Source organism: Trueperaceae bacterium, from assembly GCA_036381595.1.
Lineage (GTDB): Bacteria > Deinococcota > Deinococci > Deinococcales > Trueperaceae > DASVCN01.
In genome coordinates this window covers 1-13,828 of record DASVCN010000041.1, presented here as the reverse complement: position 1 = coordinate 13,828, position 13,828 = coordinate 1, and the positions used below count along the sequence as shown (strand labels likewise).

General features: G+C 66.3%; 12 protein-coding genes. 11 read left to right on the top strand and 1 reads right to left on the bottom strand.

Annotated elements, in window-relative coordinates; translation table 11 throughout:
* Positions 1 to 102 precede the first annotated feature (102 nt).
* Both VF168_14145 and VF168_14140 read left to right on the top strand, forming a co-directional pair.
* Positions 103 to 420, top strand: coding sequence for a type II toxin-antitoxin system prevent-host-death family antitoxin (locus tag VF168_14145; protein ID HEX7005321.1), 318 nt, complete (start codon positions 103 to 105; stop codon positions 418 to 420).
* Complete coding sequence (locus tag VF168_14140; GenBank protein ID HEX7005320.1) at positions 417 to 839, top strand: PIN domain-containing protein; 423 nt, start codon at positions 417 to 419, stop codon at positions 837 to 839. The genes VF168_14145 and VF168_14140 overlap by 4 nt, the downstream gene beginning before the upstream one ends.
* On the opposite strand, the gene VF168_14135 is transcribed toward VF168_14140, so the two are convergent.
* Entirely contained in the window at positions 836 to 1,582 is a 747-nt protein-coding gene (locus VF168_14135; GenBank protein ID HEX7005319.1) for an NUDIX domain-containing protein, read from the bottom strand. The two genes, VF168_14140 and VF168_14135, sit on opposite strands and share 4 nt — an antisense overlap.
* Before the next feature lie 98 nt (positions 1,583 to 1,680).
* Between VF168_14135 and VF168_14130 the strand changes: the two genes are divergently transcribed.
* The 9 genes from VF168_14130 to VF168_14090 all read left to right on the top strand — a co-directional run bounded on the left by VF168_14130 (position 1,681) and on the right by VF168_14090 (position 13,690).
* Positions 1,681 to 2,385, top strand: coding sequence for a dienelactone hydrolase family protein (locus VF168_14130; protein HEX7005318.1), 705 nt, complete (start codon positions 1,681 to 1,683; stop codon positions 2,383 to 2,385).
* A complete protein-coding gene (locus VF168_14125; protein HEX7005317.1) occupies positions 2,372 to 3,697 on the top strand; it encodes an erythromycin esterase family protein in 1,326 nt (441 codons plus the stop codon). The genes VF168_14130 and VF168_14125 overlap by 14 nt, the downstream gene beginning before the upstream one ends.
* Before the next feature lie 311 nt (positions 3,698 to 4,008).
* Positions 4,009 to 4,884: an ABC transporter permease gene (locus tag VF168_14120; GenBank protein ID HEX7005316.1), complete on the top strand. Its 876-nt coding sequence runs from the start codon at positions 4,009 to 4,011 to the stop codon at positions 4,882 to 4,884.
* A gap of 4 nt (positions 4,885 to 4,888) precedes the next feature.
* Positions 4,889 to 5,812, top strand: coding sequence for an ABC transporter permease (locus tag VF168_14115; GenBank protein HEX7005315.1), 924 nt, complete (start codon positions 4,889 to 4,891; stop codon positions 5,810 to 5,812).
* A 32-nt stretch (positions 5,813 to 5,844) separates the two neighbouring features.
* Positions 5,845 to 7,452 (top strand): ABC transporter substrate-binding protein, encoded by a 1,608-nt coding sequence (locus tag VF168_14110; protein ID HEX7005314.1) that lies wholly within the window; start codon positions 5,845 to 5,847, stop codon positions 7,450 to 7,452.
* Positions 7,445 to 8,374, top strand: a complete 930-nt coding sequence (locus tag VF168_14105) for an acetamidase/formamidase family protein (protein ID HEX7005313.1) — start codon at positions 7,445 to 7,447, stop codon at positions 8,372 to 8,374. Before VF168_14110 ends, VF168_14105 begins: the two co-directional genes overlap by 8 nt.
* A gap of 196 nt (positions 8,375 to 8,570) precedes the next feature.
* A complete protein-coding gene (locus tag VF168_14100; protein ID HEX7005312.1) occupies positions 8,571 to 9,755 on the top strand; it encodes an ATP-binding protein in 1,185 nt (394 codons plus the stop codon).
* Between the two features lie 175 nt (positions 9,756 to 9,930).
* Positions 9,931 to 10,323 (top strand): DUF1801 domain-containing protein, encoded by a 393-nt coding sequence (locus VF168_14095; GenBank protein HEX7005311.1) that lies wholly within the window; start codon positions 9,931 to 9,933, stop codon positions 10,321 to 10,323.
* A 124-nt stretch (positions 10,324 to 10,447) separates the two neighbouring features.
* Positions 10,448 to 13,690, top strand: coding sequence for a DNA polymerase III subunit alpha (locus tag VF168_14090; GenBank protein HEX7005310.1), 3,243 nt, complete (start codon positions 10,448 to 10,450; stop codon positions 13,688 to 13,690).
* The last annotated feature ends 138 nt before the right edge of the window (positions 13,691 to 13,828 follow it).

Here is a 13,828-nt window from a genome sequence, read left to right as displayed (position 1 = left end):
ACCCCTTCCCGTGACTAACACCATTGCATGACACTTCAGGGCGGCTTCGCAACGGCGGCCTCACCAACCAGGTACGTCGCTGTACGAACTGTACAATGATCCATGGCTCGGATGACGGTCAGTGAGGCAAGAGCTCAGATGCGCCAGGCGATCGAAAAGGTGAAGGCGGGCGAGGAGGTGGAGATCACTCAGAATGGCGAGGTGGTAGCAGTCTGGGTGCATCCCTCGAGGAGGAGGCCGATGGTCAGAACGCCAAGCACCGTGGCGGCGGAGCGCCTGCACGAAGAGCTGGAACGTCTACGCCGGGAGAAGCCGCCGCTGGATGAAGCGACAGGACTGAGTGTCGAGCGGACTCAGGAGCTCGTGGATGCGATAAGGGCACAGAGGGACGAGTCTCAACCGTTCGAAGAGCCCGAGTGAACTACGGAGCCATCGCCTTCGACGCAGATGTCCTCATCTACTCGGCTCAACCACAGCATCAACTCGGCAAGCCGATAAACCAGCTGCTCGCCCGAACGACCGCGGAACTCCGACTGATCGGCTCCGTGCTACTCCTGCCGGAACTGCTGATCAAACGGCAACGTAGGAGAAACGACAACGAACTTGCCCTGCTCGCCAAACGACTGTCCAGACTCGAACTGCTTCCGGTCGACCAGCCCACTGCTGAACTGGCAACCGCACTCGGGGCCACCTATAGCCTGAGAAGCCTGGATGCCTTACACCTGGCCACTGCGGTCCATGGCCGAGCCGACCGGTTCATCACCAACAATCGAAAGGACTTCGTTCCAGACGAGATAGTTGAGCTGGAAGTCGTCTATCCGGACCAGCTGCTGCTCTAGTCGTCCGATTCGGGCAGGAACAGCTCCCAGGTCGACTTCGACGTCACGCTCTCGTACGACCTGGGCTTGAGGCCGTCACCCTCCATGGCCGCTTGCAACACGTCCCGAGTGAAGGGAGACACCCGGTCACTGGCCATGAACTCCGCGAGAGGCATCCAGACGGCCTCGGCGATCTCAGATTCCTGCCTGACGATCTCGCGGCTCACCGCCTCGAGGGCGCACACCAGGTAGAGACTCGCCCGGCCGAAGATCCAACGCGGGGCGTGGGTGACCGCCAACAACCCCTGGAAGTCGCTGTCGACGCCCGTCTCCTCCCGAACCTCGCGCCTGACCCCGTCGGCGATATCCTCGCCCACCTCTACCAGCCCGCCGGGAAGCTTGTAGTGACCCGGCCCGTAGCGCTCTACAACGGCCAGGATCTCCCCTTCCGGCGAGAACACCGCGCCGCCGGCCCCGACGTAGTGAGAGGCGAAGGGCGGCACGAACGAATCGGCAGAGAGTCGCCTGGTGAGCATGAGGCTGTCGCCGGAGGTGTGGTGGAAGCGGAAGCCGCGCGCGGTAGCCAGCGGGATCAACTCGGCCAGCTCGAGCCGAAGCTCGAGCCAGGCTAGCCGGTAACCCCCGGCAGTCCAGATCTCGAGCGCCGTGTCGAGTTCCTGGGCGAAGAGATCGGGTTCGCAGGGGATGCTCTCGGGGACCACGATCACTCCCCGGAATCGATCGACTCTAATTTCCAGCGGCATGTCTAAGCCTATCCGTTGTGACGAGAGCGTGCCCTTGCCCGGCGGACTTGCGCCCAACTCACTTAGTCTCGCTCGGGCAGGTCCGAGACTGGAGTCGGATGCCCGGAAGAGAGAGCCTGAGCGAGGTGAGGCAAAGAAGCGTCCGCATCCCAACGGGTGCAGCCGATATAGACGGCGACCTCACCCTGCCTACCGACCCTGCCGGTGTAGTGCTATTCGCCCACGGCAGCGGAAGCGGCCGCCACAGCCCACGAAACAGGTACGTTGCCCGGGCGCTCTGCGAAGCGGGCCTGGCTACCCTGCACGTCGACCTGCTCACGGAGGCGGAGGAACGGGTGGATGCCCTTACCCGCGAGCATCGCTTCGACATCGGACTTCTGGCGGCTCGGGTATGCGCCACCATCGGCTGGCTGGGGGAGCAGGCCCGGACGGAGGGCCTCCCGGTGGGCCTTTTCGGCGCCAGTACCGGTGCCGCGGCCGCTCTTGTGGCTGCAGCGGAACGTAACCGCGCCGTCGCCGCGGTCGTGTCGCGCGGCGGCCGCCCCGATCTGGCGGGACCGGCCCTGGGCGCGGTCCTCGCGCCCACGCTCCTCATCGTAGGCGGCCTCGATGACGTGGTGATCCGGCTGAACCGGGAGGCGATGGGGCGAATGGAGGCAGAGACGGCACTGGAGGTCGTGCCGGGGGCGACCCACCTGTTCGAGGAGCCAGGCAAGCTCGAACGGGTGGTCGAGCTCGCGGGCGACTGGTTCGGGACCCACCTGCAGGGCCGAAAACCGGAGGTGAAGAATGTTCCGAGATGACGGACCGCTGGTCGCCGATGAGGTCGTCGAGCTGAGGCGAGAGATAGAACGAGTAGCGTTGGACCTGGATCGACGCGAGGACCTGGACCCCCTGATCGACCGGATCGGTGACGCCCGGGTGGTGATGCTGGGCGAAGCGAGCCACGGCACCTCCGAGTACTACAGCTGGAGGGCGCTCATCAGCCAACGCCTCATCCGCGAGAAGGGCTTCTCCTTCATAGCCGTGGAGGGCGACTGGCCGGATTGCTACCGGGTGAACCGGTACGTCAAGGGGTACCCAGGGTCGGGGGAGAGTGCGCGCGAGGTGCTCCACGCCTTCGAACGGTGGCCCACCTGGATGTGGGCGAACTGGGAGGTGGCTGCCCTGGCGGAGTGGATGAGCCGCCACAACCGGTCGGTTGCCCAGGAGGAGATGGTCGGCTTCTACGGTCTCGACGTCTACAGCCTTTGGGAGTCGCTGGAAGCGATCATGGGTTACCTCGAGCGTGCCGACCCAGAGGCGTTGGAGACGGCCCGGCGGGCGTACTCCTGCTTCGAGCCGTACAACGAGGACGTACATTCCTACGCCGAAGCCACCGCTTTCGTGCCCACTTCCTGTGAAGAGGAGGTAGTCGCTCTTCTGGCTGAGGTCCGCGGCAAAGCACCACGGTACCCGGAGGACCGCGAGGCGAGTTTCGACGCCGAGCAGAACGCGCGTTCGGTGGTGGGCGCAGAGCGCTACTACCGGACGATGGTGCGTGGGAGCCGCGAGTCGTGGAACGAACGCGACCGGCACATGATGGGCACCCTCGAGGCGCTGCTCGAGCACCACGGCTCGGGGGCGAAGGCGATCGTCTGGGAGCACAACACCCACATCGGCGACGCCCGCGCCACCGACATGGCCGACTCGGGGATGGTCAATACCGGCCAGTTGGCTCGTGAGCGCTACGGCCAGGAGGGAACCGTGCTCGTGGGGTTCTGCTCCCATCACGGCAGCGTGATCGCCGGACCTTTCTGGGGCGCTCCGATGGAGAGGATGACCGTCCCGCCGGCTCGGGAGGGCTCGTGGGAGGAGATCTTCCATCGAGCCGGAGCCAGGAACCGCTTGCTCTTCACCGATCGGCTCTCGGAACGCGCCCGAAAATTCCGGGACCATCGCGCCATAGGTGTGGTCTACGAACCCAGGCGCGAACGTTTCGGCAACTACGTGCCCACGATCCTCCCGCAGCGTTACGACGCCTTCCTCTTCCTCGAGCGGACCGAGGCACTCCATCCGCTCCACATCGAGCCGCGTGAGCCCGGACCGCCCGAGACCTATCCCTGGGGCGTCTGAGCGCCGGAGCGCCAGGAGCGACGGTATTTCGCCCTAGACCGGCTCGGGAACTCACCGGCAGACCGTCCCGCCCGGCATGCCAAGCGGCACCGGCAGATGCCGCCCAGACGGGTCTGTCACGCGTTGCGCTGCCCTCGTGCCGCTGGTTGTGTGGTACAACGTCCCCAAGCTCTTCGGGGGCAACAGGTAGGCCTTGCCTGATCCATCGAGCGGCCTGTGAGCCGGCTTTCTGCAGAAGAGGGTCATACGACGTCGCGTCAGCGGTTACCGCCCTGGCGCGAAGAATACTATTTAGAGGTCCAAGAGCCATCATGCAGATGACAGCGGCCAAGCAACGCGAAGTCCCCTCCTGGCTCAAGCGCTTCCGACGCAACGCGGGTGGGATGTTCGGCCTCGTCGGCGTGACGGTGCTCGTCCTCGTCTCCGTCTTCGCGCCGCTCCTGGCACCCTACGACCCGGCGCGACAGTTCTTCGAGGGGTTGACGCTCGAGGGCAACCCTCTGCCCCCCGGAGGTCGCTTCCCCCTGGGGACGGACCTGCTGGGCCGGGACCTGCTGTCACGGGTCATCTTCGGGGCCCGCGTTTCCCTGATAGTCGGCGTGGCCGCGAACGGGGTGGCGATCATCCTGGGCGCGGTGGTGGGAATAGCCGCGGGCTACTTCCGCGGCGCGACCGAGGTGATCCTGATGCGCTTCACCGACGTGATGACCGCGTTCCCGGCGCTCGTACTCGCCATCGCCCTGGCGGCCATCCTGCGACCCAGCCTCTGGATCGTCGCCCTGGTGATCGCGCTCGTGAACTGGGTATGGATCGCGCGCGCCGTCTACGCCCAGGTATTGTCGATAGCGCAGCGGGACTTCGTCGAGTCGGCGAACGCCATCGGGGCTCCAGCGCCGCGGGTCCTCGCCCGTCACATCCTGCCGCACCTGGTGTCCACGCTCCTGGTCTTCGGCACCCTGGGGATCTCGACGACAGTGCTGCTGGAGGCCGCCCTCTCCTTCCTGGGGGTGGGAGTGCAGCCGCCCACACCGTCGTGGGGCGGGATCATCAACGAGAGCCAGTCATACTTCCTCACCGCCCCCTGGCTGGTCTACGTCCCCGGCCTCGCCATCCTGCTCACCTCGCTCTCCTTCAACCTCCTGGGCGAAGCGCTCCGCGACGCACTCGACCTCTCGGAGCGGAGGTGAGCCGTTGCTTCTCGGCTACCTGATCCGCCGCATATTCCAGGCAGTCGCCGTGCTGCTGGGGGTCAGTGTCATCACCTTCCTGCTGGTGTTCCTGCTCCCGGCCGATCCCGCCCGGATGATCGCCGGCAGGAGCGCTACTCCGGCGACGGTCGAAAGCATCCGCCACGAACTCGGCCTCGACCGGCCGCTGCCGGTGCAATACGTCGACTACCTCTGGGGTGCGGTGCGTGGCGACTTGGGCCGCTCCTACGTGCAGCGGGTAGACGTTTCGCAACTGATCGCATCCCGGATCGGGCCCACCGTTCAGCTGGCGCTCGCAGGCATCCTCTTCGAACTGCTCATCGGCATCCCCAGTGGCATAGTCGCCGCAACCCGGCGGGGCAAGCCAGCCGATCAGCTGGTGATGGCGTTCGCCTTCCTGGGTGTATCGGCCCCTCAGTTCGTCGTGGGACTGCTGCTCCTGTACGCCTTCAGTTACATCATCCCGCTCTTCCCGCTGGGCGGCTACGGATCGGTGGCTCACGTGGTCCTGCCTGCGATAACGGTCGGCCTGGCGGGGGGCGGGTGGTACGCTCGTGTTGCACGCTCATCGATGGTCGATGTGCTTCGGCAGGATTATGTGCGGACCGCTCGGGCGAAGGGGGTGCTGCCCCGCAAGATCCTGTTCAAGCACGTCCTGAAGAACTCCGTGTTGCCCGTTATCGCCCTCGTCGGGCTCGATATAGGTGTCTTCATGGGAGGCATCGTCGTCGTCGAATCGGTCTTCGGCTGGCCCGGCATCGGCCAGATGGTCTGGCAGGCTATCCAGCTCGTCGACATTCCGGTGATCATGGGAGGTGTACTTGTAACAGCGCTGTTCGTAGTCATAGGCAATCTCGTGGCGGATCTCATCTATCCGTTCCTCGACCCAAGGATCCAGTACGGCTGACCGACCGGTCTTCAGCCGCGAAAGGACGTGACATGAAAGGTATCCGGATTTTCCTGCTGAGCCTCACCGTGGCCCTCTTCTTGGGAGCCTCGCAGGCTCAGGAACAGGGAGGGGCGATGGTCGTCTCGTTCCAGAACGACCTCTCGACCCTCGATCCCGCTATCGGCTATGACTGGCAGAACTGGTCGATAATCAAGTCGATCTTCGATGGCCTGATGGATTACCGGGCCGGGACGACCGAACTCGTCCCCCACCTGGCCGAGAGCTTCGAGGTGTCCCCGGACGGCACCGTTTACACCTTCCATCTGCGCGACGGAGTGGTGTTCCACAACGGCCGTGAACTGGTCGCAGACGACGTCAAGTACTCGCTCGAGCGAGTACTGGATCCCGATACCCAGAGCCCCGGGCAGGGTTTCTACCTCGGGATCGCGGGAGCTCAGGAGTTCATCGACGGGGAGGCCGAGGAGGTAACCGGCATACAGGTGCCCGACGACTCCACCGTCGTCTTCGAGTTGACCCAACCGGACGCTGCCTTCCTCCACAAGCTGGCGCTCAACTTCGCCCACGTGGTTCCGCAGGAGGCCGTCGAGGCCGCTGCCGGCGACTTCGGGCACAACCCGGTGGGCACCGGCGCATTCATGCTCGACGAGTGGGTGTTGGGCCAGCGGGTGGTCCTCGAGCGCAACCCCGACTACTTCGTGGAGAACCGTCCCTACCTCGATCGCATCACCTTCCAGGTAGGCCTCGATCCGAACGTGGCCTTCCTGCAGCTGCAGCGCGGGCAGGTCGATGTCCTCGGCGACGGCATCCCCTCGGCCCGTTTCACCGAGGTGATGAACGATCCCGACCTGAGCGACCAGGTCGTGCGCGGAGAACAGCTGAACACCACCTACGTCACTCTCAACACCCAGACCCCTCCGCTCGACGACCCGCAGGTTCGCAAGGCCCTGAACATGGCCATCAACAAGGAGCGGATCGTACGCATCATCAACAATCGCGCTGAACCCGCCAACCAGATCCTGCCGCCGCTCATGCCCGGTTACGCCGAGGAGTACGAGGGCTACCCCTACGACCCCGAGGCGGCGCGCCAGATGTTGGCCGACGCTGGCTATCCCGATGGCTTCAGCACCGTCCTCTACGCCTTCAACGTCGCACCCAACGACCGTATCGCGCAGGCCATCCAGCAGGACCTGTCGGTCATCGGCGTCGATGTCGAGTTGCGGGCTCAGGCTCAGAGCACCGTGATCGAGGCGGGTGGCGCCGGCCAGGCTCCGCTGCTCTGGTCGGGCGGCATGGCCTGGATCGCCGACTATCCGGACCCGAACAACTTCTTCTGGCCGATCCTCTCCTGTGCAGGCGCTGTCCCGGGCGGCTGGAACTGGGCGAAGTACTGTAACGAGGAGATCGACGCCCGGGCGTCCGAGTACGACACCATGGCGCAACCGGGTCAGGAGCAGGAGCGTATCGACCTCTACAGTCAGATGTTCGTCGACATCATGGAAGAGGACGCGCCCTGGATCCCGATCTTCAACGAGACCCGTTTCACCATGCACTCCGACGGCGTAGGCGGAGCCGACTCCGTGTTCGCCGACCCCATCCACATCCCCGTGAACTACCAGGAGGTCTATCGGGTTGACTAGCTTCAAGACCATCCACGACCGGCATCACCACTTCGGCTGGGACAATTCGATCGAACCGGTCATCCGGGTCGAGGCCGGGGCGGAGCTGGAAGTGGGAACGGTCGATGCTTCCGGGGGCCAGCTGACGGCCGACTCCACGACCGAAGACGTAGCCAGGCTCGACTTCGAGCGGGTGAATCCGGTCACGGGGCCTGTCTACGTCGATGGGGCCCAGCCGGGTGATGCGCTCGAGGTAGAGATCCTCGGCTTCGAGGAGAACAGCTGGGGCTGGACCGCGCTCATCCCCGGTTTCGGCCTGCTGGCCGACGAGTTCCCCGATCCATTCCTCCACATCTCGAGATACGACGGCCGCTCGGTCCGGTTCACCGATGAGATCGAACTGCCGTTCCGACCGTTCCCCGGGACGATCGGCGTTGCTCCGGCGCAGAAGGGCCTTCACTCGGTGGTGCCGCCGCGGCATGTGGGCGGCAACCTCGACATCCGCGACCTGACCATCGGGAGCAAGCTCTACCTGCCCGTGGAGGTGCCCGGCGCGCTCTTCTCGGTCGGGGACACGCACGCCGCCCAGGGTGACGGCGAGGTGTGCGGAACCGCCATCGAGACGGCGATGAAGATCCGCGTTCGCCTGTCGGTGAAGAAGGGGACGAGTATCCCCACTCCCCAGTACGACGTCGCCCCGGGAGCGCACGATCGCGAGGGCGCCAAGGGGTTCTTCGTAACCACCGGCGTCGCTCCCGACCTGATGGCCGCTGCCCGGGACGCGGTCCGCTCGATGATCGAACATATGGGGCGTGAGTACGCGCTCGAGCTGCAACTCGCCTACGCGCTCTGCAGCGTGGCGGTCAACCTAAAGATCAGCGAGGTCGTCGACGCCCCCAACTGGGTCGTCTCTGCCTGCCTGCCAAAGGGGATCTTCCGCTAGTGATCCCGTCTCGTCGCTTTTACGGCCCGTCCGCAGTTCAGGACGGGCCGTTCTTTCGTTCCCACCGGATGTCGCTGGGACCTTGACGCTGCCGGCACCGCTGTGCAGTCACGACTAGGGGAGGGACCGTATACCGAAATATAACCGTGTATAGCTCGAACTGCATATACAAACCTATACTCTGATACATTGAGGCGTGGACCCGGTACGCAATCCGTTCGCTCCAGGTGCCGGCTCCCAGCCGCCGGAGCTGGCCGGACGGGACGAGATCCTCGCCCGGGCCACGACCACATTGCGTCGGGTCAGCGCCGGCAAGCACGCCCGCTCCCTCGTCCTGCTGGGCCTGCGGGGCAGCGGCAAGACGGTGCTGCTCAACCGCTTCGAACTCCTCGCCGAGCAGGAGGGCCACCTCACGGCCTTCATCGAGGCGCCCGAGGATGGCAGTCTCGCCGAGCTCCTCTACCCGCGGATCCATCAGGTGCTGCGCAAGCTGTCGGTGATCGAGAAGGCGCGGGCCTCGGCCCACCGCGCGTTGAGGGTACTGCGCGCCTTCGCCAGCGCCTTCGAGCTCTCGGTCGGCGAGGTCACCATCTCGGTCGACCCCGAGCCCGGCACAGCCGACAGCGGCATCCTCGAGTACGACCTGAGCGAGCTGCTCGTCCGCGTGGGCGAGGCGGCTGCCTCGGCCCAACGCGGGGTAACGCTGCTCGTCGACGAGATCCAGTACCTGTCGACGGAAGAACTCTCTGCCCTCATCGTCGCCATCCACCGGCTGAACCAGAGAAGGCTGCCGATCATCCTGCTGGGGGCCGGGTTGCCCCAGGTGGCCGGCCTGTCGGGCAATGCCAAATCGTACGCAGAGAGGCTCTTCGACTTCACCGCCATCGGGGCCTTGGATGCGGCGGCTGCGGCCGAGGCGATAAGGGAACCGCTGGCCGACGAAGGCGAGTCGATCACCGACGACGCCCTGCAGATGATCGTGGAGCGCACCAGGGGGTACCCCTACTTCCTGCAGGAGTGGGGATTCCAGGCCTGGAACGCGGCGAACGACTCCCCCATCGGAGTCGCCGACGTGGAGCTCGCCTCGGAGCGGGCGGTCGAGAGGTTGGACGAAGGTTTCTTCCGGGTGAGATTCGATAGGCTTACGCCCAAGGAGCGCGAGTACGTGATCGCGATGGCGCGTTCGGGGGATGGTCCGTACAGGTCCTCTGAGGTGGCCCAGGCCCTGGGCCAGTCGGTCCAGAGCCTGGGACCGCGCCGTGCGAAGCTCATCAGGAAAGGGATGATCTACAGTCCTGCCCATGGGGACATCGCCTTCACCGTGCCGATGTTCGAGGACTTCCTGAGGCGCACGGTGAGGCCGCCTCGAGCAGACCCTTGACGGGCTCCGCCTGCCTGCCCACCCACCGCGCGCAGCGGCGCCTGGTTGCCGGATACCCTCCGCATGCGACGCCTGATGTGCCTACCCTCCGCGCGGGCGACGCTCGATCGCACACCCGCCGCGCAGGCGACGCCTGGTTTCACAGCCGTCTCGCGGTGACCGAGAGGAGATGAACATGCCGAACGAGAGCGATAGCGCCGCGCGGCTCATCGACGCCAAGATCGCGCAGCTGCCCGCCTGGCAGCGGGAGATCCTCGCCCGGATCCGCCGCCTTATCCACGAGGCCGACCCCGCCGTGGTCGAGGAGGTCAAGTGGAGAAAACCGTCGAACCCGAGCGGGGTTCCGGTCTGGTCGCACGACGGGATCGTCTGCACCGGCGAGACGTACAAGGACAAGGTGAAGTTCACCTTCGCCAAGGGGGCGTTGCTCGACGATCCCGCCGGTCTCTTCAACTCCGGCTTCGGTGGCGCTACCAGGCGGGCGATCGACCTGCGGCAGGGTGACGAGATCGACGAAGGCGCCTTCGCAGCGCTCGTCCGACGAGCGGTGGAGTTGAACGCGCAGTGACCGTCCTCGCACCGTAGGCGGCCGGTCGCTCGATGTGCGGCTGTTGGCGCCCGCTCGGCGGAGATCCCTCCGATTTGGAGTCCCAGGGAAATCGACCACCGATTCATACCTTTATAATTAAGGTATGTACGGGGGGTTCGCTCGAACGGAATCGATTCCAGCGTCCCGCGAGCGGGGACCAGGGCGGGCGCAAGCCCTGGAAGCCGTCCTCTGCGCCCACTCCTACTACTCGCTGGGCGTAGGCACGGCCTCCCCAAAGACCCTCGTCGAGCGCGCCGCCGAGCTCGGCTACCGCTACCTGGCGCTGACCGATCATCTGAGCGTGAGCGGCGGCGTCGAACTGTTCGAGGCCGCTCGCGAGCAGGGCCTCAGGGCGCTCATAGGCGCGACCGTGCCGGTGCGCATCGAGGAGCGCACCTTCCCGCTGGTGCTGATCGCCCGGAGCCGCCAGGGTTACGCCAGGCTCAACACGATGATCACGCTCGCCCATGAACGGGAGGAGAAGGACGTGCCCTGGCCGGTGCTCATCTCCCGCTCCGAGGATCTGGCGCTCCTCACCGGCGACCGCGAGGGGTTCCCCAGCGTCTACCTGGCCGAGAGGCGCGTCAGCGAACTCGAATCACTCCTGCGTGAGCTGGCCGGCGCGTTCCCCAACCGGCTCTATCTGCAGCTCTATCACGACCTGCGCCGCTGGGACACCCGCCGAACGAGAGTCCTCCGCCGACTGGCCTACAGCCTGGGTCTGCCCGTCGTCGCCGCGCCGCCGGTGCGCTACGCCCGGCCCGGCGACTACCGGCTCTACGATGCGCTGGTGTGCGGTCGCCTGGGGATAACCGTCGAGGAGCCGAATGCGGCCCGGCCCCGCAACGCCGAGAGCTACCTGCTCGAGCCGGAGGTGACGTACGAGCGGCTGCCGTTCCCCGAAGCGCACGCCAACGCCAACGCCCTGGCCCGGGAGAGTCACTTCGAACTGCTGCCCGAGCGACTCATCCCGCCCCGGGCCCAGGGGATCCCCGATGGCGTCTCGCCCGAGCAGCACCTGGAGGAGCGTTGCTACGCGGCGCTGCTCGAGCGCTACCCCGGCGAGCGGCTCGCGCAAGCGCGCAAGAAGCTCGAGGAGGAGATGGCGACCGTGCGCGCCCTGGGCCTGGCCGAGTTCTTCCTGGTCGCGGCCGAGGTCACCGACTACTGCCGCAACCACGGCATCCTGGCGGCGGGCAGGGGCTCGGCGGCGGCCAGCATCCTCTGCTACCTGCTGGGCATCACCGGCGCCGACCCGCTCAAGCACGACCTCCTCTTCGAGCGCTTCCTCCACACCGGCAAGTCGACCATGCCCGACGTCGACATCGACATCTCCAGCAGCCGCCGCGACGAGGTGCTGGCCTGGGTCGAGGAGCGCTTCGGCGCCGCGACCGAGGCGATGGTGTGCAACAAGATCCGCTACCGCCTGCCGCTGGCCCTGCAGGACCTGGGCCGGGCGCTGGGGGTGCCGCCCGAGCTGCGCAACCAGCTCACCTCGGCATTGGGACGCGACTACCGCGGCTTGCGGCCGCCGGCGGTGGACCAGGCCGAGGAGGTGTTCGAGGAGGTGCTGCCCGGAGCACCGGCCGCCGACGCGCTGCGCTCGCTGGTACGCGGCATGGAGGCCAAGCACGTGCGCCACCTGGCGCCGCACTCGGGCGGGGTGGTGCTCTCCCGCGATCCACTGAGCCACTACAGCCCGCTCGAGCGCTCCAGCGGCGGCATCAAGATCATCCAGCTCGACAAGGACGACGCCGAGGCGATGGGGCTCATCAAGCTCGACCTGCTGGGGCTGCGGATGCTCTCGGCGCTCGAGCGCGCCCGTGAGGAGATCTTCCGGATGGAGGGGGAGTGGTGGGACCTGCACGACCTGCCCGACGACGAGCGCGTGTGGGACCTCATCTCGTCGGGCGAGACGATGGGTCTCTTCCAGGTGGAGAGCCCTTCGCAGATGCACACCAGCCAGGTGATGAAGGCCCGGAACCTCAAGGACCTGTCGCACCAGATCGCGCTCATCCGCCCCGGGCCGATCCAGTCGGGGACGGTCCACCCCTACCTGCGGCGGCGCCAGGGGCTCGAGCCCGTCACCTACCTCCACCCCTCGCTCGAGCCGATCCTGGCGAAGTCGTACGGGGTGTTGCTCTTCCAGGAGGACGTGCTGCGGATCGCCGTGCACGTGGCGGGGATGAGCTGGACCGAGGCCGACCGCTTCCGCAAGAAGGTCTCGGGCTTCTCCGACCTCGACGACATAGAGCCCGAGCGGCAGAGCTTCATCCAGGGTGCGATGCGCAAGGTCGGCGCCACTCCCGAGGAGGCCGAGGCGATCTTCGAGTCGATAAAGGCCTACCAGGGCTTCGGTTTCGCCGAGAGTCACGCCTGGGCCTTCGCGCTCCACTCGTATGCTTCAGGGTATCTGCGGATCCACTACCCGGCCGAGTTCTTAGCCGCCATCCTCAGTGAGGAGCCGGGCATGTGGTCGCAGTCGACGAAGCGGCAGGAGGCCAGGGCCTGGGGCGTGCCGGTCCTGCCGTTCGACATCAACAGGTCCGGGGTCTACTTCCGTTGTGAGCGGCTTAGCGAGGAGGAGCTCCGACGCCGGGAGCGGCCCGGGAAGCAGCCGGAGCGGGCCGTGAAGGACAAGGCGATCCGCCCGCCGCTCTGCGCTCTCGACGGCATCAGCGAGGAAGCGGCCCGGGAGATCGTGCTCGAGCGCCTGCGGAATGGACCGTTCGTTTCGCTCGACGACCTCTACGGCCGGGTGAAGCTGCCGCGCGAGACCTTCGAGACGCTGCTGCGTTCAGGGGCGCTCGACGAGCTCGGCTCACGCCGGGAGATGCTCTACCGGTTGGGTGTGCTCGCCGGCGCCATCGCCAGCGGCTCGAGACCACTCCTGTCGCCTGCCCAGGACGCCCCGGAACTGCCGCGGCTGGTCGTCAAGGATCGCTTCATGTGGGAGTTCGAGACCGCCCGCTTCTCACCGCTGGAGATGCACCCGCTCGACTTCGTCAGAGATCAGCTGCGCGAGCTGAATGCCACTCCGCTCATCAGACTGCTCAAGGCCCGGCACGGCACTTCGGTGCGAACCGCCGGCCTGGTGGTGGGCAAGCAGAAGCCGCCCACCGCCAAGGGGCACGCCTTCTTCGTCCTCGAGGATGGACCCCACCGCATCCAGCTGGTCATCTCGCCGACCCTCTGGGAGGCGCGCCGCGAGGTCCTTCGCGACGCCGTCGCCCTGATCGTGGACGGCACCATCGAGGGGCGCGGCGACATAAAGGTCACCCTCAAGGCCGAGTCGATCTACCCGCTCGCGGTGCCGGCGAAGAGCCGCGGCTATCACTTCGGATAGACATGGGCATGGGGGCGGCAGGCGCCGTGGGAGGGATCAGCCAAATCGTCTGCATGAGGGCGCGAGGTCGAGATAGCCCCGCGCCCGAAGTCGAATCGTGCCGATCGGGCCCCGCGCCCGAAGTCGAATCGTGCCGAT

What these genes read in the sequence shown, in the direction of transcription:
- VF168_14145 (HEX7005321.1), top strand. Translation starts at nt 103, where the DNA reads ATGGCTCGGATGACGGTCAGTGAGGCAAGAGCTCAGATGCGCCAGGCG.
- VF168_14135 (HEX7005319.1), bottom strand. Translation starts at nt 1,582, where the DNA reads ATGCCGCTGGAAATTAGAGTCGATCGATTCCGGGGAGTGATCGTGGTC.
- VF168_14130 (HEX7005318.1), top strand. Translation starts at nt 1,681, where the DNA reads ATGCCCGGAAGAGAGAGCCTGAGCGAGGTGAGGCAAAGAAGCGTCCGC.
- VF168_14125 (HEX7005317.1), top strand. Translation starts at nt 2,372, where the DNA reads ATGTTCCGAGATGACGGACCGCTGGTCGCCGATGAGGTCGTCGAGCTG.
- VF168_14120 (HEX7005316.1), top strand. Translation starts at nt 4,009, where the DNA reads ATGCAGATGACAGCGGCCAAGCAACGCGAAGTCCCCTCCTGGCTCAAG.
- VF168_14110 (HEX7005314.1), top strand. Translation starts at nt 5,845, where the DNA reads ATGAAAGGTATCCGGATTTTCCTGCTGAGCCTCACCGTGGCCCTCTTC.
- VF168_14095 (HEX7005311.1), top strand. Translation starts at nt 9,931, where the DNA reads ATGCCGAACGAGAGCGATAGCGCCGCGCGGCTCATCGACGCCAAGATC.
- VF168_14090 (HEX7005310.1), top strand. Translation starts at nt 10,448, where the DNA reads ATGTACGGGGGGTTCGCTCGAACGGAATCGATTCCAGCGTCCCGCGAG.